Origin of the sequence: Pseudomonas sp. C 49-2 (assembly GCF_003970195.1) — a bacterium.
Lineage (GTDB): Bacteria > Pseudomonadota > Gammaproteobacteria > Pseudomonadales > Pseudomonadaceae > Aquipseudomonas > Aquipseudomonas canadensis.
The window spans coordinates 278,515-303,689 of sequence record NZ_RXYG01000006.1 but is presented as its reverse complement, the minus strand read 5'-3'; the positions used below and the strand labels follow the sequence as shown (position 1 = coordinate 303,689).

Sequence of the window (25,175 nt, the reverse complement as noted above, 5' to 3'; positions counted from 1 at the left end):
TTCACTCTGGAAACCCGATCCCTGTGGGAGCTGGCTTGCCTGCGATGCAGGCGCATTGGTGGATCAGTCACACCGCAGTGATGCTATCGCAGGCAAGCCAGCTCCCACATTTGACCGAGTCTGACCGATCAATCAGCGCTTGCGCAGGATCACGCTGCCGATCGAATAGCCCGCGCCAAACGAGCTGAGTACCGCGACAGAGCCCTTGGGCAAATCATCCTGATACGTGTGGAACGCAATCACCGAGCCCGCCGAACTGGTGTTGGCGTAAGTATCGAGGATCACCGGCGCTTCTTCCACCGAGGCTTCACGGCCCAGCAGTTTCTTCACGATCAGGTGGTTCATGCTCAGGTTGGCCTGGTGCAGCCAGAAGCGCTTCACATCGGCTACGTTCAACTGGTTTTCTTGCAAATGCACGCCGATCAGCTCGGCTACCATCGGGCACACGTCGCGGAATACCTTGCGGCCTTCCTGTACGAACAGCTTGTCGGGCGCGCCGATGCCTTCTTCCGCCGTGCGGTTGAGGAAGCCGAAGTTGTTGCGGATGTTGTTGGAGAACTTGGTCAGCAGCTTGGTGCTCACCACGTCGAACTGGTGCTCGGAAGTCGCCAGGTCGGCGCGCTCCAGCACCACGGCAGTGGCCGCATCACCAAAGATGAAGTGGCTGTCACGGTCGCGGAAATTCAGGTGGCCGGTGCAGACTTCCGGGTTAACCATCAAAATCGCCCGCGCCTGGCCCAACTGGATGCTGTTGGCCGCGTTCTGGATGCCGAAGGTAGCCGAGGAACACGCCACGTTCATGTCAAAACCAAAACCTTCGATACCCAGGGCTTCCTGCACTTCAATGGCGATGGCCGGGTAGGCACGCTGCAGGTTGGAGCAAGCGACGATCACACCGTCGATATCGGCGGCGGTTTTGCCGGCGCGTTGCAAGGCTTGTTCGGCAGCGCCGACGGCCATCTGGCAGAGCACTGACCATTCGTCGTTGCTGCGCTCGGGCAAGCGTGGGGCCATTCGCTGCGGGTCGAGAATGCCGTCCTTGTCCATCACGAAGCGGCTCTTGATACCCGAGGCTTTTTCGATGAAGGCTGCGCTGGATTCGGTCAGCGGCTGCACATCACCGCGCTCGATGGCGGCAGCGTTGTCGCTGTTGAACTGATGCACGTAGGCATTGAAAGACTGCACCAGCTCTTCGTTGGAGATGCTGTTGGCCGGGGTGTACAGGCCAGTGCCGCTGATGACGACGTTATGCACGGTCGTTCCTCTAAATCTGTCAGGCAGAAGATATTGGTACCGTCGTACCAAACTGTAAGTAGTCCGATTCCGCACCGCGGACACCAAACTGGCATCGCTTTATTCCTTCGCGTCGCAGCCCTTCACGACGATCCCGGCATTTATAGGCGCGAAGTTTGCCACAACCCTCGGAATTTGGCGCTATCTGTGGGAGGGGGCTTGCCCCCGATAGCGGTGGGACAGTCAACACATCCTTTACTGACAGACCGCAATCGGGGGCAAGCCCCCTCCCACACTGGACCTGTATTGCCCTGGAAACCGTGTAAATATCAGGCCTCTACCAGGCTCCATTGCTTGCTCAAGCGCTTGTCGGAAATTGGCACTTTAGTGCCCAGTTGCTGGGCAAACAACGACACCCGGTATTCCTCCAACCACCAGCGGTAAAGTTCTAGCTGGGGGTCGCGCTTGCCTTCCTGGGCATGTTTTTTCAGGCGATTCTCGTACTGCGTCCACAAGCCTGCCAGCTCGCCGCTCCACACCCGATCCTTTTGCACCTGGCTCGGCAGTTTTTCCAGGCGTAACTCGATGGCCTTGAGGTAACGCGGCAGCTCCTTGAACCACTGCGCCGGGGTTTCCCGTACGAAACCGGGATACACCAAATTGCTCAGCTGCTGCTTGATGTCGTTCAGGGCCACGGCCTGGGCGAGGTCGATCTTGCCTTTGAAGCGTTTTTGCAGGCCGTGCCACAGTTTCAACACATCCAGGGTCAACCGCGCCAAGCGCTCGGCGTGCTCGGTCCAACTGCCGCGCTTGCGCTCGGCCAAAGCGGCCAGACCAGCACCATCACGCGGCAGGCTGGTTTCGCCTTCGAGCACGCAGGTGTCGAGGCTGGCCAGCAGGATGTCTTCCACCAGCGCATCGATACGCCCCAGTTCGCGGTACATCAGGCCCAACTCGGTCAGGCCTGGCAACTTGCCGCGCAGGAATTTTGCTGGTTCCGCCAGTTGTTGCATCAGCAAACGCTGCAAGGCGCGGCGATGCTGGAACTCCGCCTCGGCGGCCGTGGAGAAACGCCCTTCCTTGACCGTGCCGCTTTCTTCCACCAACGCGGGATACACCGTCATCGACAACCCAGCGATCTTCTGTTGGGTCTTTTCCGCCACCGCCGCAAACACCTTGGCTTCCACCGGTTGTTGGCTTTTCGCGGTTTGCGGCACGGCCAGCGCGGCCTGGCTGGCCTCGGCAAAACGTGCGGTAAGTTCGGCCAGGTCGCGGCCTTCGCCGAGGAACTTGCCCTGGCCATCGACCACTTCCAAGTTCATCTTCAGATGGCTTTCGACCTGCTGCGCGGCTTCGGCCCAGGCTTCATCGCTGACACGCGCCCCCGTCATGCGCAATAACTCACGGCCCAACGCCTGGGGCAAAGAGCCCTGGCCGAATTCGATGCGTTGCAGCGCGGCTTTGACGAAGTCCGGCACCGGCACAAAATTCTTGCGCAGCGCCTTGGGCAGGTTACGCACCAGGGCGATGCATTTGGCTTCGATCACCCCCGGCACCAGCCACTCCAGACGCTCTGGCGGCAACGCCGGCAGCAGTGGCGCCGGTACGCGCAGGGTCACGCCGTCACGCGGGTGGTTGGGTTCGAAGTGGTAACTCAACGCCAGTTCCAGGTCGCCCAGGTGCAGGGTGTCCGGGTAATGCGCGGCGGTGACTTCACTGGCTTCGCGGGCCAGCACGTCTTCTTCAAGCATGATCAGCAGTTGCGGGTCTTTCTGGCTGTTGATCTTGTACCAGCTGTCGAAGGTCGCGGTCTGGTGGATCTCCGCCGGCAACCGCGCATCGTAGAAGGCGAACAGGGTTTCTTCGTCCGCCAGGATGTCGCGACGACGCGCCTTGGCCTCCAGTTCGTCGAGTTGTTCCAGCAGTTGCTGGTTGGCGGTAAGGCACTTGGCCCGCGACTGGATCTCGCCACGCACCAGGCCTTCGCGGATAAACAGCTCGCGCGACACCACCGGGTCGATCGGCCCGTAATGCACCGGCCGGCGTCCGACCACAATCAGCCCGAACAGGGTGATCTGTTCAAAGGCCACAACCTGGCCGCGCTTCTTCTCCCAATGGGGTTCGAAGTGGTTTTTCTTGATCAGGTGCCCAGCCAGCGGCTCGATCCAGTCGGCGTCGATCTTGGCGACCATGCGCGCATACAGCTTGGTGGTTTCCACCAGTTCGGCGGTCATCAGCCATTGCGGGCGCTTCTTGCCGATGCCCGACGACGGGTGGATCCAGAAGCGGCGCTGACGGGCACCGAGGTAATCGCCGTCTTCGGTTTTCTGGCCGATCTGGCTGAGCAGGCCGGACAGCACCGCCTTGTGCAGTTTTGGGAAGTCCGCCGGCTCTTTGTTGACCGTCAACTGCATGTCGCGGCAGATCAGGCTCAGCTGGCGATGGGAATCACGCCACTCGCGCAGGCGCAGGTAGTTGAGGAAGTTCTTGCGACACCAATTGCGCAACGGGCTGGCCGTCAGTTCCTGGCGCTGCTCTTCGAAACCGCGCCACAGATTGACCAGGCCGGCGAAATCCGAATCCGGGTCTTTCCACTGCGCGTGGGCTTGGTCAGCAGCCTGCTGACGTTCCGGCGGACGCTCGCGCGGGTCCTGGATCGACATGGCGCTGGCAACGATCAGCACTTCCTGCAGGCTGCCGAGCTTGGCGGCTTCGAGCAACATGCGACCCATGCGCGGGTCCACCGGCAGGCGCGCCAACTGGCGGCCCAACGGCGTGAGCTGACTGTTGCGGTCCACCGCCGACAGCTCTTGCAGCAAGTTGAAACCGTCGCTGATAGCCTTGCCGTCCGGCGGCTCGATAAACGGGAAATCGGTGATCTCGCCGAGGCGCAGGTGCAGCATCTGCAAGATCACGGCGGCGAGGTTGGTGCGCAGGATCTCGGGGTCGGTAAATTCCGGACGGCCGATAAAATCCTCTTCGCTGTACAAGCGAATGCAGATACCCGGTTCGACCCGGCCACAACGGCCTTTACGCTGATTGGCGCTGGCCTGGGAGATCGCCTCGATCGGCAGGCGCTGCACTTTGGCGCGGTAGCTGTAGCGGCTGATGCGCGCGGTGCCGCTGTCGATCACATAACGAATGCCCGGCACGGTCAGCGAGGTTTCCGCGACGTTGGTCGCCAACACCACGCGCCGCCCCGGGTGGGACTGGAAAATGCGCTGCTGTTCAGCCGGCGACAGGCGCGCGTACAGCGGCAGGATTTCGGTGTGCTTGAGCTGGGCCTTGCGCAGCATGTCGGCGGCGTCGCGAATCTCTCGCTCTCCGGGCAGGAACACCAATACGTCACCAGGACTGCGTCGCTCGCTGCGTTCATAAGCAGCGATTTCATCGAGGGTGGCGAGGATCGCCTGGTCAACAGTCAAGTCGTCCTCGACGCGGTTGCCTTCTTCATCCTGTTCCAGGGTCAGCGGGCGATACCAGGTGTCCACCGGGAAGGTACGACCCGAGACTTCGACAATCGGCGCATCGTCGAAATGCTTGGAAAAACGCTCCAGGTCGATGGTCGCCGAGGTGATGATGACCTTCAGGTCCGGACGGCGCGGCAGCAGGGTTTTCAGGTAGCCCAGCAGGAAGTCGATGTTCAGGCTGCGTTCGTGGGCTTCGTCGACGATGATCGTGTCGTAGCGTTCCAGGTAGCGATCGTTCTGGGTTTCCGCCAGCAGGATGCCGTCGGTCATCAGTTTGATCAGGGTGTTGGAATCGCTCTGGTCTTCAAAACGCACCTGATAGCCCACCAACGCGCCCAACGGCGTGGCCAACTCTTCGGCGACCCGGCTGGCGACGCTGCGGGCCGCGATCCGGCGTGGCTGGGTATGACCGATCAGGCCGAACTGGCCACGACCGATTTCCAGGCAGATCTTCGGCAACTGGGTGGTCTTACCCGAACCGGTCTCACCGGCAATGATCAGCACCTGGTGCTTGTTCAGCGCGGCTTTGATCTCATCACGCTTGGCCGCAATCGGCAGGCTGTCGTCGTAGCGAATCACCGGCAGACTGGCGCGTCGCGCCGTGACTTGGGCGCAGGAAGCCTGCATGCGCGCAACCCATTGCGCCAACTTTTCCTCGTCGGGCTTCTTGCGCAGCTCAAGCAGTTGCCGCCGCAAACGGTGGCGGTCGGCGAGCATGGCGTGATCGAGGGTTTTGAGCAGTTGGTCGATGGTGGGTGCTTGGTCGGTCATCAGGGTGGCAAAGGTCTTCTGGGTGAGGCAGGGCACGCCTGCATAACTGTGGACGTAGAAAAGAGGAGCGATTGTCGCAGATTTCGACATTCCTGGAGACGCTCAGTCAGTGACTGGCCGCGTAACGCCGCCTAATCAACATATTTCTTACACGAGAAAGTCGCTCATCCGACCATTTCACAGTGCAAATCCGATGGTTTGAGTGCCATACGCAGGATCAAATCAACCCGCCAGAAACCTCTGACAGATCACTGTATCGCTTATGAAACCGGAGCTTTTATGCCTATCGATTCGACAAATAGCCAACCTTATCTACCCAGCTACTCTGCATCCATGCAGGCCCAACCGCGCTCGGCAGCGTCGCAACCACCGCCCAAATATGAGTTCCCGCCCGCCTACACAGAAAAGCCGTCGTCCAAAGCAGCCCCGCAGACCGCCTCGACACCGCCCACTGATTTGACGGCCAATCGAATCTCGAATTTCCACACGGCCACTCGGGCAGTACGAGGCATGAATTTCATGAGCGGCCTGTAACTCAGCGGCAAAACCCTGATTGATATCGCCTCTAACGCCCGAGGAATTCTTATGCCCATTGACGCCAGCCGCTACTACAACGCATCCACCCAAAACCTGCATAGTTACGCCAACAAATACCAGGACATTGCACCTGTATCCGATTCGGCGAACGGTTCCTGGACCTCAAACCCCTCTGGACCTTCCTATGCCTCCAAGAGCTATCCGAAGCTACCCAATACGAAGGCGAGAGACTTGGGCGCTGAGCTGCATCTGGCGGGAGCGGCTACAAACCCCCGAAACTCCACGGCAACGGTGACAACCGTAAAAAAGCCAGAGGATCTGAACATCGCGAAGACACCGAATACGGTTACCAAGTTTGTCGTGACGGGAGACGGACAGATGGCGATTGCCAACATCAGTAAAAACGTAGCGCCAAAAATGATATCCCACCCCGCCACCGCCGAACTGGGCGTCGGTGCCGGGCAGTCGAATAACATCGTCAGTGCCGGCTACTTAAAGCAAACCATGACAGGGAGAACTCACTTATCCAATACCTCGGGCCACTACCGACCCACAAAGGAGAATATGAGGCCCGCACAGGATTACTTGGAAAATATCGGCGTGAAGTCGACCAAAAGCCAATTCGGTATTTTCTGAAGATTGATCAATCCGTAAATCAAGTTCATGAGTAGTGATCGCGCTCCTTGCTCCGGTACGAAAACACATCAATCACCTTACCGGCGCAAATTGCCTCCTGCAGCCCTTTCCAGTAATCGGCGTTGTACAACTCGCCATGCAGCTCATCGAACAACTTGCCCTGACCAGCATCGGCTGGACTTCAAGGTATTGATTCATTCCACAGGCAAACCGCACGTCAAACTGGGCGCCATCAATCCGCTAAAAGAAAGCAATAAACAGCGGGCGTTAGTTGCCGAACTGAATACCGATTTACTCAATATCTACACTGATTTGAGAAACAATCTGACCCTTCACCGCATGACCGCTTCACACCAATAACAAGGACGAGTTCTTAATGCCTGCGGATGAGGCCTTTTGAAAGGATTATCCTGATGCTACTCGGTAAATCGCTGCATGAATCACAGCCCCAAAGAGCGAACGCTGTACAGCCGGCCGCAACCCAGGTCGGCACCCAAGCCGTTGGCGATGCCGACAAACCGTTGAGCCCTCACCGAGTGCGTGACCTGACATTTGTCGGCACCGGCAGCAGCGTGGCTTATCTGGTCAACGAATTGAACCACCGGTTTTCGACGAATAGTCACGCATCCCCTCTGCACGGAAAAGTCAGCATCATCGGCCAGGAAGATCCTTGGCTGCCCAGTGTGCGAGGCCAGGGCTACATCAATCATCAACGTGAAATCATCGACCAATGGGGCCCTACGGTACCCTGCTATAACTCTGGCTACGCAGACCGGGGCGAGTTTGCAGCGCGGAACCGACAACAGTTGGACCGGGCACAGGCATTGGGGGCGGAATATCTACCGGCGCAGGTCACAGGCATCAACCAACTGAAAGACGGTCGCTATCAGGTTCGCCTGGAAAACGGCCAGGCTATAGAAAGCCGGCAGGTAGTGTTGGGCATGGGGGCCGGGCCGCACACCAGCGTATGGAACAACGACAGCGCACAGACTTTGGCGGAGAAACGCCTAGGCAATATCCGCCTGCACCAGCAAGAGGTCTTGCGGGGCAACGTCATGGACCTGGATGAGTTTATGCGGGCCACCGACAGCCGCCCTGAACAGTTCGCGGGCAAGAAGGTGGTGGTGCACGGCCCCAACGCAGGTATCGATGCGGTCGAACGCGCGGGAGAACTGGGCGCACAAGTCAATTGGCTGATCCGCAGTACCAAGCCGGTGCTGCTGGACGGCCACCAGCTGAAGTTTGCACCTCAGGTGGCCAACCACCACTTGGTGTCGGTGGACGCGCTCGACATCCATCCGAACCCCACCCCTGGTGGCGCGCCGTTGCAACTGAGGTACAGTGTGCCCACCGGCGAGAGCCAGGCGCCTCGTCAAACCCTCGACGCCGACTACTACGTCTATGCCCTCGGACAGGACATTCACAAGCCGGGAAGCGCCGGTGCCGTCTTGGGCGACTTGTTTGGCAAGCTCGAACCCGTTTACGACTACGATCAGGTCTATAGCGACCAGCCCTTCAAGACCGTTCTCGGCCTGCAAACCCGCGGCAGCAACAGCGATAGCGGCCTGCTCATTGTCGGCGCCGCCGTCACGCAGTTGGCAGCCACTGTCCAGCACAGCTACCTGGACCATGCAGCCGACCGAATTTTCCAACAACTGGAAAAGCTTCCAGGCGCCGCTGGCGAAGCACTCTCACGTCTTATCGTGGAGGACGCAAACACCCAAGACATCCAGGCACACATACAGACATGGGCGGCCGACACCCCAAGCACACCGCGTATGCAGACATTACTCAACTCGATCGCGGACTACCTGGCAGCCCGCGAGTACTTCCAACAACAAGCTCAGAAAAAAGGCCCGCGTGGGGTGGCGCAAGAAGTGGAAAACCAGACCTTGAACCAGGTGCCTTCAGTGATCGTCTCTCCACAGTTGGGTACGGTGAAAGCTTCCGTCGCTGCACTCTCAGGATTGATGCCGGCCTACGTGGCACAAGGCGAAAACAACTTCACCGCCGATGATCGCACGATGCTGCGCGCAGGCATCGCCCACCGATACCCGAACATCGGCAATGCCACGGCCAGCCGTTTCATTGATGAGGTCTTGCACCTGCGGCATCTGGATGACCAGGCGTTCAGGGCCAAGGCAACGGCCGAAGGGGGCAACGCAGCGCCGGTGCAGACACCTGTCGTCGGCGTACCTGACGCCGTCAGGAAAAACTATAGCGCCTACTTGCAAGCCAAGAACGACGGTGCCGACGACACACCGCTCATTCGCCAGTGGTTGCCAGGCTAACTCGTCACATCGGGGCAGCGGCTTGCCTGTTGCCCCGTTCGAGTTTTGGTGCTTTACGTCGATTTGCGCCGATACGGAAACACATCAATCACCTTACCGGCACGAATCGCCTCCTGCAGCCCTTTCCAGTAATCGGCGTTGTACAACTCGCCATGCAGCTCATCGAACAACTTGCGTTGGCCAGCATCCGCAAACAGGAACGGCGGGAACTCCTCCGGGAATACATCCAGCGGGCCAATGGAGTACCACGGCTCCGAGGCCATCTCATCCTCGGGAGTACGCGGCGCGGGGATGTGGCGGAAGTTGGCTTCGGTGAGAAAGCAGATTTCATCGTAGTCGTAGAACACCACGCGGCCGTGGCGGGTGACGCCGAAGTTCTTCAGCAGCATGTCGCCGGGAAAGATATTGGCCGCCGCCAGTTGTTTGATCGCCAGGCCGTAGTCTTCCAAGGCTTCACGCACCTGGGCGGGGTTGGCGTTGTCGAGGTAGAGGTTGAGCGGGGTCATGCGCCGTTCGGTCCAGCAGTGGCGGATCAACACCGTGTCGCCTTCGACTTCGACGGTGCCAGCGGCGACTTCCAGCAATTCGGCGAGGCATTCGGGTTCGAATTTGCTCAAGGGAAAACGGAAATCGGCGAACTCCTGGGTGTCAGCCATGCGCCCGACCCGATCGACGCTTTTGACCAGGCGGTACTTCTCGATCACCGTGGCGCGGTTGACGTTTTTCGACGGTGAGAAACGGTCCTTGATGATCTTGAACACGGTGTTGAAGCCCGGCAGGGTGAACACGCTCATGACCATGCCACGCACGCCAGGGGCCATGATGAATTGATCGTCGGTGGTCGCCAGGTGGTTGATCAGGGCGCGGTAGAACTCCGACTTGCCGTGCTTGTAGAAACCAATGGAGGTGTACAGCTCTGCGACGTGCTTGCCCGGCAGGATGCGCTTGAGAAAGCCGATGAATTCCGCCGGCACCGGCACATCCACCATGAAGTAGGAACGGGTGAACGAGAAGATGATCGATACATCGGCTTCATCGGTGATCAGTGCGTCGATCTGGATGCCCTGCCCTTCGCGATGCAACAGGGGGATCACCAGCGGCCATTGTTCGTCGCGGGTGTAGATGCGTCCTACCAGGTACGCGCCTTTATTGCGGTAAAGCACCGAGGAAAACAGCTCGACCTTGAGGTCTGGGTCCTTGCACACCCAGTCCGGCAAGTTTTCCCGCAGTTGGGCTTCAAGGCGGTGCAGGTCGCCGGCCAGGTCCGCGTAGGGTTCGCTGAAACGGTAGTCGGCAAAGATCTGCGCGAGCATCTCCGGGATTTTTGCGGCGGGCGTGTAGGTGCGCGTCTGCGCGGCCCGTGCCCGGCGCAGGCTGGGCCGGGTGGTGTGGATAAACATGCTGCCGTCGCTGATCAGGTCGTGGCTGAACAGCCCGCAGAAGATCGAGTTGTACCAGGTCTCGGAGAGTTCATCATCGAAACGCAGGTCGATCAGACCGATGTAGGCGCTTTTCACCACGGGCCACTGGTCAACATCGAGTAATGCTCCGTCATCAAAGCTACTGCGCAAACGCGCAATCACCTCACTGACCTTTTCTTCATAGAGGTTAATCCGCGCCGCCGACGCCGCCTGCCCCTGCTGCCACTGGGCCTTCTCAAAACGCTCGCGGGCGCCGTCGGTGATCTGGCGGAAGTGCTCACGGTAATCGTCGAAGCCATCGAGGATCATCTGGGCGACTGCGAGGGCGGATTGCGACATGCGGGAAACCTCTACGGGCATCTGGAAGCCCTGAGCTTAGCCAGTGTACGAGAACACGAGAAGGGTCATTTTTTGCCCTGCCTTGTACAACTTCGTTCATTTCGTACATTTATTTTCAATTTTTTTAATTCGACCATTTGGTCAATAAACACACCATCAAGTCACACTGCGTTTTACCTGCACGCCTGCATTGGCGGGGCTTGGCAGATTGATGCCGGAAATCCCTATGCAACGCCGGCCGCAATCTGCGCGCAGTGCTCTGGATCCAACTAAGGGAAACCCTGATTACCACGATAGTGGCACTTTGATATATAGCGCGCCCTCTCCCACCCTAACAAGGTCAAAAGACCGATCCGGGAACAGGTTCTAATCGCCCAAGGAGCATTGAGATGTCATTGAGGAACATGAGGATCGGTCTGCGTGCCAGTCTGAGTTTTGGGGTTTTGGCCAGCTTGCTGGTGATCGTCGGGATGTTTGGGCTTGGCCAGATGGCCAAGTTGCGGCAGAGCGCACTGGTTATCGAAGAATCGTGGATGCCGAGTATCGAGAACATCCACGACAGCGCGGCCTTCGTGGCCAGCATCCGCCTAGAGGCGTTGCGCCTGGCGACCACTGACGAATCGCGGATCCGCGACAACAGCAAAGCCCTGATCACCCGCCAGCGCACCGAGCTGCAAACCTTGCTCGACCATCACAAAACCCTGCTCAGTGGCGATGAAGAGCGCGAGATGCTCAAGCAACTCGAAGGTAATGTGAACGCCTACCTGACCCTCGTCGGGCAGATCGTTGCCTTGGTGGACAAAGATCAGCAACAGGACGCCATCGATCTGCTCAACAGCCGCCTCGCGCCACAAGGCGTGATTCTCAACAAAAGCCTGGAGGACATGATCGCGTTCAACCAGAGCGGCGTGGAAACCGCTGTGGACTCCGCCGCACAGACCTATTCCAGCGCGCAGTGGGTCGTCGGCTCGATCATCGTCTTCGCGTTGATCGTCACCTTACTGTTGGCCTGGCTGCTGACCCGCAGCATCATCGCCCCCCTCGGCCAGGCCCTGATCGTTGCCCGCACCATTGCCGGCGGCGACTTGAGCCAGCCAATCGCCGTCAACGGCAACGACGAACCCGCCCAATTGCTCACGGCCCTGGCCACCATGCAGGCGCAGCTGCAAGGCACCATTCGCGGGATCAGCGAGTCGGCGCAGCAGCTGGCGTCTGCTGCCGAAGAAATGAGTTCGGTGATGGAGCAAAGCACCCGTGGCCTGCAGGCGCAGAACGACGAGATCGAACAGGCCGCCACTGCCGTGACCGAAATGAGCGCGGCCGTGGATGAAGTGGCGGGCAATGCGGTGTCCAGCGCCGAGGCGTCCCAGGCCTCCGACGAGGACAGCAAGCACGGCCATTACCAGATCAGCGAAACCATCAGCTCGATCCAGAACCTGGTGGACGAAGTGCTCGGCGCTTCAAACAAAGCCGAAGGCCTGGCGGTACAGGCTCAGGACATCAGCAAGGTGCTGGAAGTAATCCGTGGTATCGCCGGGCAGACCAACCTGCTCGCACTCAACGCCGCCATTGAAGCGGCCCGCGCGGGCGAGGCCGGGCGTGGTTTTGCGGTGGTGGCCGATGAAGTGCGCTCCCTGGCGCAGCGCACCCAGGACTCCACCGAAGAAATCGAGCAGATGATCACCGGTATCCAGCAGGGCACCCAAGACACGGTCGAAGCCCTGAACAGCAGCGCCGAACATGCCGGCCAGACCCTGCAACGTGCCAACAGCGCAGGCAGTGCCCTGGAGAAGATCACCGCGGCCATCTCGCAGATCAGCCAGCGCAACCTGGTGATCGCCAGCGCCGCCGAGCAGCAGGCGCTGGTGGCACGCGATGTGGACCGCAGCCTGGTGAACATCCGCGACCTGTCCACCCAAACCGCCGCTGGCGCCACCCAGACGTCGGCGGCCAGCCAGGAACTGTCGCGTCTGGCAGTGGACCTGAATGGGCTGGTGACGCGGTTTGTCCTGTAATCATTGGAAATGTCATGCAACACTCGCGGGCTTATTGAGGTAGGAGTGTTGTGTGAGACCTGTCGACAGCCTGTATTTACTGGGGCTCGCCGCCATCTGGGGCGCGAGTTTCCTGTTCATGCGCATCATTGCGCCGGAGATCGGCACGGTGCCAACCGCGTTTTTCCGCGTGTCGATCGCCGCCGCCGGGTTGCTGGTGATTTTGGCGATGATGCGCGTGAGCTGGGATTTCCAGGGCAAGTTCAGGACGGTGTTGCTATTGGGGGTCATCAACTCCGGGGTCCCGGCGACCATGTACTCGGTCGCCGCCCAGGTGCTGCCGGCGGGTTACTCGGCGATCTTCAACGCCACCACGCCGTTGATGGGCGTATTGATTGGCGGGCTGTTCTTCAGTGAACGGCTCACACCGTCGAAAATTGCTGGCGTGTGCCTGGGCCTGTTTGGCGTGGGGGTGCTGACCCGCGCAGGGCCGGTGGCGTTTGACCTGGAATTGTTGATGGGTGCGCTGGCCTGTTTGCTGGCGACCACCTGTTATGGCTTTGCCGGGTTCCTGGCGCGGCGCTGGTTGGATCAGCGCGGTGGCTTGGACAGTCGCCTGTCGGCCCTGGGCAGCATGCTCGGTGCGACGTTGTTCCTGTTGCCGTTCTTCGCCTACAGCGCGATCAGCCAGCCGCCCGCCAGTTGGGGTGGGTGGCAGGTGTGGTTGTCGTTGCTGGGCTTGGGGCTGGTGTGTACGGCGTTTGCCTACATTCTTTACTTCCGGTTGCTGACGTCCATTGGGCCGGTTAAGTCGATGACGGTGACGTTTATGATTCCGCCGTTTGGGGTGCTGTGGGGGGCGTTGTTGCTGGATGAGCCGTTGTCGATGGCGCACCTGTATGGCGGGGTGTTGATTGCGGGGGCGTTGTGGTTGGTGTTGCGGCCGAAAAGAATCCTGTAGGAGCCCGCTCGCGGGCTCCTACAGGGTGCGGTTGTGTCAGGTCTTACGGAACACGAAAACCAGGCCGATGATGATCAACCCCATCCCCATCAGGCTCAACATCGCGAGCCGGTTGCCAAAGATCAGGTAATCCATCACTGCCGTCACCGCCGGCACCAGGTAAAACAGGCTGGTGACATTCACCAGGTTACCCCGGGCGATCAGGCGGTACAGCAACAGGGTGGCCAGCAACGACACCACCAACCCCATCCACAGCACCGGCAGGTAGAAACCGCTGCCGTGCTCGAAGTGGAACGGCTGGAACGGCACGAATACCGAACACAGCAGCAACCCCGCCAGGTACTGCACCGGCAGTGTGCCCAAGGGGTTGTCGGTGATGCGCTTCTGCATGATCGAGCCGAAGGTCATGCTGGCCAGGGCCAATAACCCGAACAGCATCCCCGCCAACGACATGCCGGACAAGCCGATGCCCTGGTAGACCACCATGATCAGCCCCACCAACCCCAGCGCCAAGCCAAACAGCCGGCTCAACGAACGCTGGCGCTCCATCAGCACGACGGTAAGGATCGGCTGCACGCCCATGATGGTCGCCATTACGCCGGGGGTGACCTTGAGGTCCAGGGCCAGCAGATAGAAAATCTGGTAGGCACCCAGCAGCACCAACCCGGTTGCCGCCGCGTACAGCATGGGTTTGCCGGGGCGCGGCAGCTTGAGTTTGAGGATCGGTATCAGGATCACCAAGCCCACGAGGGCGATGGCAAAGCGGATCAACAGAAACGCGAAGGGTGATGCGTGGGCCAGGCCCCATTTGGAGAAGATCGCCCCGCTGCTCCACAGCAGGACAAACAGACTCGTCGAGGCCGCCGCGGCCACGGATTGTTTCGAAAGAACAGACATGGATACCACCTGTCATCAGGCAAAAAAAGCCGATTCAGCAGACGCTGAAGGTCAGTAGTTTTTTTCAGGCGGGCAGACGGGAACAGCAATCAGCTGATCAGCCCGAAATGCCAACACCCGGCGGTGATACGACTGCGTACACCGGCGTGCTACGGACAGGTGGGGGGTAGTGGCTGATCTGCGCAGGCTGCTTGTCCGCGCACGGCACGACCGCAGCGTTGACCGCTGAATCGACTACCGCTATGCGCTGGAAAGCTGGCATGGGCTGATCTTGTGTGAAGGGATGAAGAGGCTGGGACTATAACCAGCCGTTGATAGGTTTTGCAATCACCCTGGATGGCGGAGTTTTCATGTGGGCCCTGCGAGATGGCTCGCTATAATGCCGCCCAGATTTTTCCAAGGATTCCCCATGATCGCATTGCCCTGGCTGTACCTGGCGCTTCTTTCCATCGGCTATCTGCTGGCCTTGATCTACGGGCAACTCGGGCTGTTGGCAGGTGTGTCCGTCGGCCTGCTGCTGATCGCCGGCTATGCGGTACGCCAACAACGCACGCCGTGGGCGCGCTACGTGGGTCACGGCCTGTTTATCGTACTGGCGCTGGGTCTGGCGATGCACTGGCTACCGGGCTTCTACAATGGGCGTGGCATTGCCTCACAACGTTTCACCGAAGATGCAGTGCCCTTCTCGATGTACCTGAACCAGGACAAACCACTGATTGGCTTCTGGCTGTTGCTTGCCTGCCCGTGGATCGTGGCACGGCGCCCGCTGCGGCTGTCGATCTGCGTCGCGGCCCTGGCACTGACCTTGACTGCCGTTGTTGCACTCGGTGGAGCAGTGCTGTTGGGGATCACCCACTGGGCACCAAAATGGCCGGAGCAGTCGTGGTTATGGGTGCTGAATAACGTACTGTTGGTCACGCTGGTGGAAGAGGCGTTGTTTCGGGGCTACGTACAGGGCGGGATAAGCCGACGATTAAAGCATTTGTCGTATGGCGACAACCTGGCGTTGTTACTGGCCTCATTGCTGTTTGGACTGGTGCACCTGGGTGCTGGATGGCAATGGACAATGCTGGCAACCATTGCTGGCGTCGGGTATGGGTTAGCGTATCGGTTTGGCGGGCTGGGGGCAGCGGTAGTCACCCATTTTGGGGTAAATCTGGTGCATTTTGGGTTGTTTGTGTATCCGATGGCGGCCTGAACTTCCCTCCCGCACGCAATGAAAACCTACTACCCTGCTATCAATAGGAAGGTGAACTGGAGCACATATTTGAGTTTTTCATGTGTTCATCAACCCAAACTAGCAGCACAAGACATCGCCAACATAGAAAATGCTCAGGCCAAAACCCGGAATTCATGGATGCGGGGCAAGGCGTCAAGTTTTTAACAAAAAAAAACACAATAGACAGCCTATTAATATCTGGCATATCTTGCAGCCCGCAAGGTCTCAAAACGCGGAACTGACCCAGAAGTCACCCTAAGCCGGCTACACGCCAAAATGGACACTGTAAATGCAACAATACAATGACAAAGTCATCTTTGCCAACCAGCTACGGGCTCTGGCTATTATCGCAGTGATGATAGTTCACCTGTGTGGAATTTTCTGGCTGGCCCGAGAGACTGTTTCAACTTACATTTACTCTCCCGTCATAGAAGGTGCTACGCCACCTTTATATGGGTGGCTGTCGCCGCGAACAGTAAACTATGGTCCCTTTGGTGTTGCTGTCTTCTTTCTTATCAGTGGTTTCGTCATACCCTTTTCTCTTTCTAAATCTTCGCCGGTTGAGTTCTTGATTTCGCGAGCACTTCGAATCTATCCAACCTACTTGATCGGATCCGTTCTCGCGATCACAGCGGTCTGGCTTTCCAGCCTGTATTGGGGAAAGACGTTTAGCATAAACTTCAAAGAGCTGTTCTTAAACCTGACCCTGACGCACTCCAACCTGAACACTCGCACCATTGACTTAGTCAACTGGACACTGGCGATAGAGATAAAGTTTTATATCATATCCGCCCTACTCTTCAGCGCACTGAGAAAAGCCAGCGTCATGCCAATACTGTTATTGGCCATCGGCGTGCTGGGTTTCACTGAGTTTTACCCCACTGCAAAATCCATCATCGCACTTAAATACGTAAACTTTTCGGTGGAGTCGCTAAAAGCCGAACTGATGATTGTATGTTTCATGTTCGTCGGCACTCTGTTTCATTTTCACTTCATCCAAAAGATCAGTACTCTCCAGTTGGTCATCTATAGCACTGCTCTGTTGAGCCTTGTGCTCATGTGCTGGACTCACAATGAATGGGCACCGGGAATGCCTAATACACCCTTGAACTATTTTTATGGGCTTGGTGTGTTCACGCTCGCTTATACATTGAGAAAATACTTCAGGCCCATTGCACCACTCGACTTTATCGCCAAAATCAGCTACCCGCTTTACATCATACATTCTTTGATCAGCTATTCGATAATGCGCGTGATGCTGGACAACAATGCATCCTTCTATGTGGCACTGGCAACGGCTGTTTCAACCGTGATAGGGATTGCTTATCTTCTCCACATCACCGTAGAAAATGCATCAATCAATTACGCCAAGACGCTTATCAAACGGATGCGAAAAGTGGAGCCAGCGATACCGGATACACAACTCCAGTCTCGTTCGACCCTCTAATGACCCCTGCCTGTATTTGGCGCAACCACGCCAAATACAGCATATTCATACTGTCTCTGGTAGCCACACGTAATTAAAACGAGGTTATTAGCGATTGATTAAATCACGATAAAGCTTCACGTAAGCCTCACCCATCGAGTGAGAAGTAAACACCTTCAAATATCGTTCTCTTGCAGCAGCACCATAACGTGCAGCCAACTCAGGAGACTCCCACAATGCTGCCATGGCATGGCGCATGGCGGGCGCATCGCCTGGGGGAACTACTATTCCAGAAACATCATGCTGGTTAATAAAACTGGTTCCCGTACCAATTTCGCTGCATACCATCGGCTTACCAAACATTGCCGCTTCAAGCAGGCTGATACCGAACGCCTCTGAGCGTAAATGCGAAGGAAACACTACCGCATAACAGGCCTCAAATAGATTGACCTTTTCCTGCTCGGTCACTTGCCCGATGAAATGCACATTGTGCAGTTGCCGCTCGGATGCAACGCGCATTAGTTCTTGCTCTAAGGGGCCAGCACCAACAATCAACAACGGCCAATCAGTCCCTTCGACGGCCCGGAGTAAAAACTCAAGCCCTTTATAATAGCGCAGCACACCCACAAATAGAAAAAAACGCCCGTAACGGCCTCGAAGTTCCTGAACCTTATCAGCCTCAGAAACGGGGTACATTGACTGCTCCAACCCGATGGGAATCGAAGTAGACTTATGACGATAACGCGCTAAAACGGGAGAGCTTTCAAGATAGTTCGGACTGGTTGCCACAATCGCATCGACATCATTCAAAAAAAGGCGCTGCAAGGGACTGTATAAGCATTTAAGAACTTTTTGACGGACAATATCCGAGTGATACGTCACGACGCTTGGTTTCTGGATCCGGGTTGCAAAATGAACCACGTCCATAAATGGCCAAGGAAAGTGGTAGTGCACAACATCGGCAGACTTGGCCAACTCCGCGAACAGCTTGAACGAAGACACAGAAAAGCCGGTAGAGGCCACATTGAAATCTTCTTTCGCCTGGACCAACTTATAACTCGGGCCTTCGACGTTCGCCACTTCACCCTTGGCTAACGAAAGCACTACATTTTCGCAACCCTGCTGAGCGCTCACATGTGTCAAATGGCGAATAAACATTTCGACGCCACCATGCTGGTCAGCGGCAAAGGTTTTATAAAAGTGTAGAATTTTCAAATAACACCTACTTTAAAACGGTGAAGCTTGCCGCCTGACAAGCGAGCAAACTTCACGGCTATTTGATTAAAATACAAACACTTATTTAACTTTCACAGCAAGCTCCAGCGGTTTGACATTCTTCGCCTCAAACCAACCTGCACCTTCTTTGACAAGGCTGACTTGAAGGATATAGTTCCCGGGCGCCTTAGGTGCCACTACACCCAACTGCACTGCCACTTCTGAATCAGGCTTAACCGGTTGTGCAAATGGTGTACGGTTCCCATCAAGCAAAAGCACTGTTTTGTCCGCATTCAGCCAGTGATAGCTGGCCAAGACAGGGGCCTTCGAAGCCTTGGAATCCCAAGTACCGCTGCTGGTGTTCTTGACGGTAATCGGCACTGCAAACTTGCTGCCTGCGGCAACATCTAAACTCGACGAGGAGGCACTGTATTGAGCAGAAAAGACGTTCTCCACTTTACCATCATCGCAAGCGCTCAACGCTGCAACACCAACCATCACGCCCGCCAATTTACCTAACTTCATCATATAACTACCTTGTGAGTGATTTTTCCAGTTTTCATCGGTTGGTACAGTGTGTACGTGCTGATACATCGACGAAAATTACTAACTTAAATCGGCTGTCTCTGCCTGAGATCAACCCCTATTCCAAAAAAATCGAGAAGCCGCATCAAGCCCTCACGCTGATGCGCCGGATGCCCTGAACGGGAGACAACCGAGCCGGGACTTACGGACAGCTTTACTCCTCGAATGTGTCAGTAAACTGCGGGCCACCCTACACATTTCGTTTAGACACAGAACCTTTTGAACAGTTCTATATTTTTCCGAACAGGTAGCCCCCAGTTCACAGCACCGCGTAGCTGTAAATAGCAAGCGTTCGACTATTCAAGCCGTAATGATACGAACCCAATCCCCAATTTACGCGAATCGTTCCCTACGCCCAGCTGTTCGGGTGAAACGGGGGTAGGTGGGCTGAAGACAATGCTGTCAGCATCGTCACCTTGAAGGTCTACCGAGAGTCGGACTTCAGATGGCTCAGCCCCCAGCAAGACTTCATATTCGCGATTACCTATTGTCACTTTGATGGGTTTATTGACGTTAGGTGCAAATGCCCGAGCGACTAACACCAACGTGAATGTTTGTGGCAGCGGGGCTGTGAATTCAATACGCACCGTGTTGGAAAGTCTCGCATCGGACCAGCGCCCCCAGGATTCTTTCCCAGAAAGCCCCTCGGCCCCTTTCACCGTATTCGGCCAACCATCTCGCGTAAAATCGATACCGTCTTTCAGACTACCGGGATAGCGGGCTCCCAACTTGTCAGCATAATAACCGGATTTTTTCATGATCTGCGCAAAGCTCAGACCCGAGAGATCAGCCGGCTTCGGCCTATTCAAATTGAAAAAAACCAGATTCCCATCAACGCTGGATATCGAGGGCCCGGTGCCCAGCAGCGCGGTAAACTGTTGAACCACACTCTGGGCATTATCCTCATAGCCGCGACGATCAATATAAATCCCGTTGAAACCAAGATTTTTGATCACTTCCAACTGCTTTTCCGGTGTTTCTTGGGCAAGCGCTCGATAAAATAGATCGCCTTCCCGCCCCTTCATGCCACCGAAGCTCCAGCGCAGTGTTTTGGAATGCAGCACGCCCGCACCCAACTGGTAGTTATTCAGGCGGTGGACAGGAGGCATTTCTGGAAAGGCAATGTAGGGAAGCTGATAAACAGCAGCCTGAGCGGGTAACGCCGCTTCAATCGAAGTCACGAACGCCCTGTCATTCTCAAAAGCAGCCTTGGCGCTCGCATTACAAGCCCGGCAGGCCGGCGCTGTCTGATCATATAACCCTACGACAAGCAGCAGGGTCAGAATCGCCGTCGAATAGACCGCAAGCCTTGATGAATAACGCGTCATCAACGTCTGCAGCACTATAAAGAAAATCAATAGTGCGCCGAACCCAACAAACACACTGATTCTGTTCCACCCCCTGATTGAAGAAGAAACAAAAGATGAAAAAAGTGCGCCGAGCCCGCCGATAGTACCTAGCATAAAAAGCACAAAAACAAGCGCTACCAGAAACCCCAGTTTCGGATCAACAGAATGCCCCGTGAGAGACAGTAGCAACACACAGAACGCTAACAACAGGCCGAGTGCGCCGACTGCACCCAGTGTAGAAGTCGCGTTCTCATTGATTAATGGAAAGGTCGAGTTATACAGGCTTGTAAACCTCCCCACCCACGATATGCGGTGATCCGCTCTCGGAAGGATGAGTTGCATTAACTTGAAACCGTAGACCTCGGCTTCCATTGGGGACCGTTGCGCCACCTCCAGGTTGGGACCCGCTTGGTTTTTCGCGAGCATATTAGGTGCCACATTAAGCAACACCCCACCCATCAATATCGAAAGCACGCACAGGGTGCGAATAATCACACTGACACGACGGGCTCTGCACCACCCCAATACGCCCCCAAGCGCAACCAACATAACGCCAAACAACGCGTAGTACACACCGAATGACGACAGCACCAGCAGCCCAAGCACGACGGCCACAGCCTTCGGATAAGAAAAGCCTTTTAACGTTTGGCTATCAGCGTCGGTTGAAGATTGAAATATTGAATACGACAAGTAGAAAAAGAACGGAACAACGAAATACCAGGTGTAAAACAGATGGTCCATTCTTAACAAGTGAAATGGCAAAAACGTGAACAGCATGGCCGCCACAAATGCAAATGAGCGGAACAGGCCGAAAGCGCGAACCACGACGAACGTCGCAGAAAACCCTACTGGAAAACTCAGGAGAAGAAACAGGTTTGTCGCTTTGAAGCTGCTCCCCGATACGATTGCAAGTAGCTTAATGAGAAGGTGGTTACCAAAGTCAGAACCTGGATAATCTAGAAAATTTGACCCAAACGGATACCCACTGCGAATATTTTCAAACAGCCATCCTTCAGAAACCCGTTGAGCCATCCAGGCATGAAAGAGACTGTCTCCCGCATACCGATAAGGCGCAGAAAGATCAGGCAGCAGACCCGAAGGCCAGCCACTGATGAATACGCTCGCCAACACAAAAGATAAGAAAGCGCCCCCAAGCACTATTACCCAGTCACTTTTAAATACCTGCCACAATGATGCGAGTGGCTGCCCTGAACTTAAAACCGTTCTTTCCTGGAGCGTCATGCTTGAGGCCACTGTCCAATATCCCTTACCAGATTAATCAAAGTTGACGCGCTCTGCCTCTACCACTAGAGGCATATTACGTACCTGCGTGTGCACCGACCCTATGTATTCTCCCAGCATGCCCAGGAACAGTATCTGAACCGAACTGAAGAAAAATAGTGAAATCAACAACGGCGCAATACCCATCTGGAATGAGTCCCAGAATATGATTTTTGCCACAAAAAAACAGAACGCCATCAACAAGCTGACCAGGGCAAGCAACCCTCCTCCCATTACCATCAAGCGAAGAGGAACCTTCGAGTGATTGGTAATTCCCAACATAGCGATGTCATACAACGTGTAGAAATTATTTTTTGTAATCCCGCGTTGACGCCGAGGTTGCTTGAAGGGAACAGTGGCGATAGGAAAACCAATCTCACACAACAAACCGCGAAAATAGGGATACGGATCATCGACCTTCTTCAGGATATCCAGCACCGCGCGATCAAATAATCCTGCGCCCGTGGCATTTTGAACAAGTGGCACTTCAGAAATACGAGAAACGAATCGGTAGTAGGTTTTCCTGAGGAAAAACATGACCGGCGACTCTTCACTCTCGGGCTTGACTGCCAGGACAGTCTTGAAACCGGCCTCCCATTTCTTGACAAACTCTTCGATCATTTCCGGTGGGTCCTGAAGATCGGAGGCTATCAGTACGCACGCATCGCCCTTGACTTGTAGCAGCGCATGGTAGGGGGAACGGATATGACCAAAATTGCGGGCATTCAAGATAATCTTGACGCGCTTATCCTGCGCCGCGATCGCTCTCAACTTTGGAATACTTCCATCCGTCGAACAGTTATCGATGAACACGTGTTCATAATCGTAATCCAGCTTTGACATGACGTCATTAATTCGCTGGCACAGCTCATCAATATTCGCCTCTTCGTTATAGCAAGGCGTCACAATACTTATTAATTTACGCGTCATTGAAAACAAACCTATTATTAATGAGGAACGACAATACGGCCATCGGCAGAAGCAAGATCAATCCGGACACGTAAGGTACAACTCCGAATAGCGCCAGCGCCGCCACGCCACCTAGATTCACGCCATAAACCACTGCGTAGCCCAGTACAAACCTGACAATCAGCTTATTGTCATGAGAGCCGAAAACCAACGAACCCGTACTTTTAAAATTGAACGCCACACCTAAAACGGTTGCCAGTAACAATGCAAAACTGTAATGCAAGCCCAGATAAATAAAACCCGCAAAGCATCCATAGCCAAATGCTGCGTTCATCAGTCCGACGAGCAAAAATCTCAAAAACTTCACTTTGATCAGTTCATTGAACGTCATCATCCTGACCTTATACCCCTTGAGCCGACTGCGCCGTTCCAGCTAAAACAATACCCATTAATCATGCCCCCCAGCTCATGGCTATGTTTCTGCGGCTTCTGAGTAAACCTGTAGCGTTTCTCGCGCACAACGCGCCCATGAAAACTGGCTGGCCCTGGCCTTACCCACCTGCACCATTCTTTCATGCAGCCCTGAATCCTCAAGCAGTCGGGAAATAGCTGTCGTCAGGGCTTCGGCGTCCCCGGCCTCGAATAGCGTACAGGCGTCCTCGGCAAATTCCGCCATGGAGGTACCCCCAGCGCAAATAACCGGTACGCCACTCGCCATCGCCTCAAGCACCGGCAGCCCAAACCCCTCGTACAACGAGGGAAAGACAAAGGTTTTGGCACCGGCGTATATAAAAGGTAAATCCTGAGCGCTCACAAATTGCAGAAACCTCACTTCCCCCTTGGCACGCAGTACTTGAATACGCGCCATCAAATCAGCATTGAGCCAACCTGGTGCACCGGCGATAACCAAAGGCCAGGCGCGGCGGACATCCGCAGACAGGCGCTGCCACGCGTCCAATAGAATCGACAGCCCTTTGCGCGGCTCAATCGTCCCGACATAGGCCAGATAGGCACCATGCACCAAGCCATACTTGGCCAGTACCGCCTCGCTCTGTTGTGCCGAACGCGGCATGAAACGCTCATCGGCCCCCAGATAAATGGCCCTGACCCTGGCTGATGGAACGTTGAATTGTGAAATAAGCTCACGGCGCACCACTTCGGAATCGGTAATGACGAAGTCCGCCCGAGCCAGTGTCTTCGGGAGCTGACGACTCAACCAGGCCACACGCTCGGCCGGGTGAAATTCGGGATGGCGAATAAACGAGAGATCATGCACCGTTGTGACGCTGGGCCCATCATGGGGCCTCAAGATGAAGTTAGGCTCGTGATAAACGAAATTCCGGCAGCGTTGAGCGCCTTGCTTGAATCGCGTATTCGAGACCATCGACTTCAGTTGATAGGCCAACGGTGCAGCACGCAACGTTCTACGCAGATACCCCAGCACGCCTGAGCGCGCGCCACCTGATGGCGCAGAGGCTGAGTCAAGCCCGGCCAACAAATCTGCTGCAGGTAAGAACCGATGACCGTCAAAACAGCACGTGGCCCCAACATCAGGCACCCTAGAATACTCACGCAAAAGGTTAAGCGTGTAGTTTCCTATCCCGGTCAAGGGCGGACGCAGCGACTCGGCGCCCATCAGCACGTTCACTGCTCGGTTTCCACACGGGATCGCCAGTCCACTAACAGCGACGCCAGTGTGTCCTTCAACGAAATAGTCGGCTGCCAGTTCAGAACATCACGCATGCGATCACTGTTACCAACGGCAAATGGAATATCCGATGGACGCAAGCGCTGAGGATCCAACTCGACAGCGATGCTCTGACGGCTCTGACCGACAAGCTCGTTCAGGACGCTGCGAATTTGACAGGCATTTGCGGAGGAAATATTGAAAAGACGTGGGTAACCCGACTGCTCGCTGAGGGTCAGCAACTGCAGGTAAGCCGAACAGACATCGCGCACATCCAGGAAATCCCGGTAGGCATCCAAGTTGCCAACCTGTATGACCGGTGCTTGTTTACCGCTCTCGATCAGGGCAATTTGCCGGGCAAACGAAGCAGTGACAAAGTCGGGTGACTGCCCCGCGCCGATATGGTTGAACGGACGTGCAATTACCCCTCGGACGCCTTGCCGAAAATACTGCTCGCCGGCCAACTCAGCCGCTAATTTACTGGCTGCATAGGGATTCATCGGCAAGCAAGGGCTGCTTTCATCAAGCGCGACGCCCGCCTTGAATGCCTCGCCATACACTTCGGAAGAACTGACGAGGACAACAAACGCATCAGGTGCTTTCTGCTTTATTGCTTCCAGCAGATTCATAGTCCCCAGGACGTTGGTATTCCAGGTCAGCAATGGATCACGAAAGCTCGTCGGCACATGAGAAACGGCGGCCAAATGAAGAACATGAGTGGGTTTGATCCGCTCAAGTGTCGCAGCGCACGCCTGCGCATCACGAATATCCAGCAATACATGCTCAACATCCGCTCGAAGCGATGCGCCAGGCGAGGTGCAAGCGCAGCTTACCCGGTAGCCAGCGGCCAACAACTGCTCCAGCAGAACTTTCCCAACAAAGCCATTGGCTCCGGTTAACAGAACATGTTTCACGGCTATTCACCTTTAGACTGGACAACACAGGTAGGACGAA

The 25,175-nt window shown here is 56.1% G+C and carries 17 protein-coding genes and 1 pseudogene; 6 read left to right on the top strand and 12 right to left on the bottom strand.

Annotated elements, in window-relative coordinates; translation table 11 throughout:
* Nucleotides 1-132: 132 nt before the first annotated feature.
* Nucleotides 133-1,254 carry a beta-ketoacyl-ACP synthase III gene (locus EJ576_RS14575; protein ID WP_028617435.1) on the bottom strand — a complete coding sequence of 374 codons (1,122 nt, stop codon included), beginning with the start codon at nucleotides 1,252-1,254 and terminating at the stop codon, nucleotides 133-135.
* A 308-nt stretch (nucleotides 1,255-1,562) separates the two neighbouring features.
* Nucleotides 1,563-5,474 carry an ATP-dependent RNA helicase HrpA gene (hrpA, locus tag EJ576_RS14570; protein ID WP_126570636.1) on the bottom strand — a complete coding sequence of 1,304 codons (3,912 nt, stop codon included), beginning with the start codon at nucleotides 5,472-5,474 and terminating at the stop codon, nucleotides 1,563-1,565.
* Between the two features lie 585 nt (nucleotides 5,475-6,059).
* Here hrpA and EJ576_RS14565 point away from each other — a divergent pair.
* On the top strand, nucleotides 6,060-6,647 hold the full coding sequence (locus tag EJ576_RS14565; RefSeq protein ID WP_122726645.1) for a hypothetical protein: 588 nt from the start codon (nucleotides 6,060-6,062) through the stop codon (nucleotides 6,645-6,647).
* Between the two features lie 25 nt (nucleotides 6,648-6,672).
* Here the strand turns inward: EJ576_RS14565 and EJ576_RS14560 are convergent.
* Nucleotides 6,673-6,822 (bottom strand): annotated as a pseudogene (locus EJ576_RS14560) (isocitrate dehydrogenase kinase/phosphatase-domain containing protein); the annotation flags it as partial.
* A gap of 238 nt (nucleotides 6,823-7,060) precedes the next feature.
* On the opposite strand from EJ576_RS14560, the gene EJ576_RS14555 reads away from it, so the two are divergent.
* Nucleotides 7,061-8,938: a restriction endonuclease gene (locus EJ576_RS14555; protein ID WP_126570599.1), complete on the top strand. Its 1,878-nt coding sequence runs from the start codon at nucleotides 7,061-7,063 to the stop codon at nucleotides 8,936-8,938.
* A gap of 53 nt (nucleotides 8,939-8,991) precedes the next feature.
* Here the strand turns inward: EJ576_RS14555 and aceK are convergent, their stop codons facing one another.
* Nucleotides 8,992-10,698, bottom strand: coding sequence for a bifunctional isocitrate dehydrogenase kinase/phosphatase (gene aceK / locus EJ576_RS14550; RefSeq protein ID WP_122726642.1), 1,707 nt, complete (start codon nucleotides 10,696-10,698; stop codon nucleotides 8,992-8,994).
* Between the two features lie 389 nt (nucleotides 10,699-11,087).
* Between aceK and EJ576_RS14545 the strand changes: the two genes are divergently transcribed.
* Both EJ576_RS14545 and EJ576_RS14540 read left to right on the top strand, forming a co-directional pair.
* Nucleotides 11,088-12,713, top strand: a complete 1,626-nt coding sequence (locus tag EJ576_RS14545; protein ID WP_122726640.1) for a methyl-accepting chemotaxis protein — start codon at nucleotides 11,088-11,090, stop codon at nucleotides 12,711-12,713.
* 52 nt (nucleotides 12,714-12,765) lie between these two features.
* On the top strand, nucleotides 12,766-13,653 hold the full coding sequence (locus tag EJ576_RS14540) for a DMT family transporter (RefSeq protein ID WP_122687293.1): 888 nt from the start codon (nucleotides 12,766-12,768) through the stop codon (nucleotides 13,651-13,653).
* Nucleotides 13,654-13,689: 36 nt separating this feature from the next.
* Here EJ576_RS14540 and EJ576_RS14535 read toward each other — a convergent pair whose 3' ends face one another.
* Nucleotides 13,690-14,550, bottom strand: coding sequence for a DMT family transporter (locus EJ576_RS14535; RefSeq protein WP_122726638.1), 861 nt, complete (start codon nucleotides 14,548-14,550; stop codon nucleotides 13,690-13,692).
* Between the two features lie 409 nt (nucleotides 14,551-14,959).
* Here EJ576_RS14535 and EJ576_RS14530 point away from each other — a divergent pair, with 409 nt between their 5' ends.
* Together EJ576_RS14530 and EJ576_RS14525 are read left to right on the top strand one after the other, a co-directional pair.
* The gene (locus tag EJ576_RS14530) at nucleotides 14,960-15,748 is read left to right on the top strand and encodes a CPBP family intramembrane glutamic endopeptidase (protein WP_126570598.1); all 789 of its coding nucleotides are present in this window, start codon (nucleotides 14,960-14,962) and stop codon (nucleotides 15,746-15,748) included.
* 310 nt (nucleotides 15,749-16,058) lie between these two features.
* Nucleotides 16,059-17,216: an acyltransferase gene (locus tag EJ576_RS14525; protein WP_126570597.1), complete on the top strand. Its 1,158-nt coding sequence runs from the start codon at nucleotides 16,059-16,061 to the stop codon at nucleotides 17,214-17,216.
* 87 nt (nucleotides 17,217-17,303) lie between these two features.
* Here EJ576_RS14525 and EJ576_RS14520 read toward each other — a convergent pair whose 3' ends face one another.
* The 7 genes from EJ576_RS14520 to EJ576_RS14490 form a co-directional block, all read right to left on the bottom strand.
* Complete coding sequence (locus EJ576_RS14520; protein ID WP_218570336.1) at nucleotides 17,304-18,410, bottom strand: glycosyltransferase; 1,107 nt, start codon at nucleotides 18,408-18,410, stop codon at nucleotides 17,304-17,306.
* A gap of 81 nt (nucleotides 18,411-18,491) precedes the next feature.
* A complete protein-coding gene (locus EJ576_RS14515) occupies nucleotides 18,492-18,938 on the bottom strand; it encodes a hypothetical protein (protein ID WP_126570596.1) in 447 nt (148 codons plus the stop codon).
* Between the two features lie 353 nt (nucleotides 18,939-19,291).
* The gene (locus EJ576_RS14510; RefSeq protein ID WP_256656608.1) at nucleotides 19,292-21,586 is read right to left on the bottom strand and encodes a sugar translocase; all 2,295 of its coding nucleotides are present in this window, start codon (nucleotides 21,584-21,586) and stop codon (nucleotides 19,292-19,294) included.
* A 33-nt stretch (nucleotides 21,587-21,619) separates the two neighbouring features.
* The gene (locus EJ576_RS14505; protein ID WP_032864229.1) at nucleotides 21,620-22,555 is read right to left on the bottom strand and encodes a glycosyltransferase family 2 protein; all 936 of its coding nucleotides are present in this window, start codon (nucleotides 22,553-22,555) and stop codon (nucleotides 21,620-21,622) included.
* Nucleotides 22,545-22,925: a GtrA family protein gene (locus EJ576_RS14500; RefSeq protein WP_028617449.1), complete on the bottom strand. Its 381-nt coding sequence runs from the start codon at nucleotides 22,923-22,925 to the stop codon at nucleotides 22,545-22,547. The genes EJ576_RS14505 and EJ576_RS14500 overlap by 11 nt, the downstream gene beginning before the upstream one ends.
* An 81-nt stretch (nucleotides 22,926-23,006) precedes the next feature.
* Entirely contained in the window at nucleotides 23,007-24,182 is a 1,176-nt protein-coding gene (locus tag EJ576_RS14495) for a glycosyltransferase family 1 protein (RefSeq protein ID WP_256656607.1), read from the bottom strand.
* Entirely contained in the window at nucleotides 24,179-25,135 is a 957-nt protein-coding gene (locus EJ576_RS14490) for a GDP-mannose 4,6-dehydratase (protein ID WP_126570595.1), read from the bottom strand. Before EJ576_RS14490 ends, EJ576_RS14495 begins: the two co-directional genes overlap by 4 nt.
* Nucleotides 25,136-25,175: the final 40 nt, after the last annotated feature.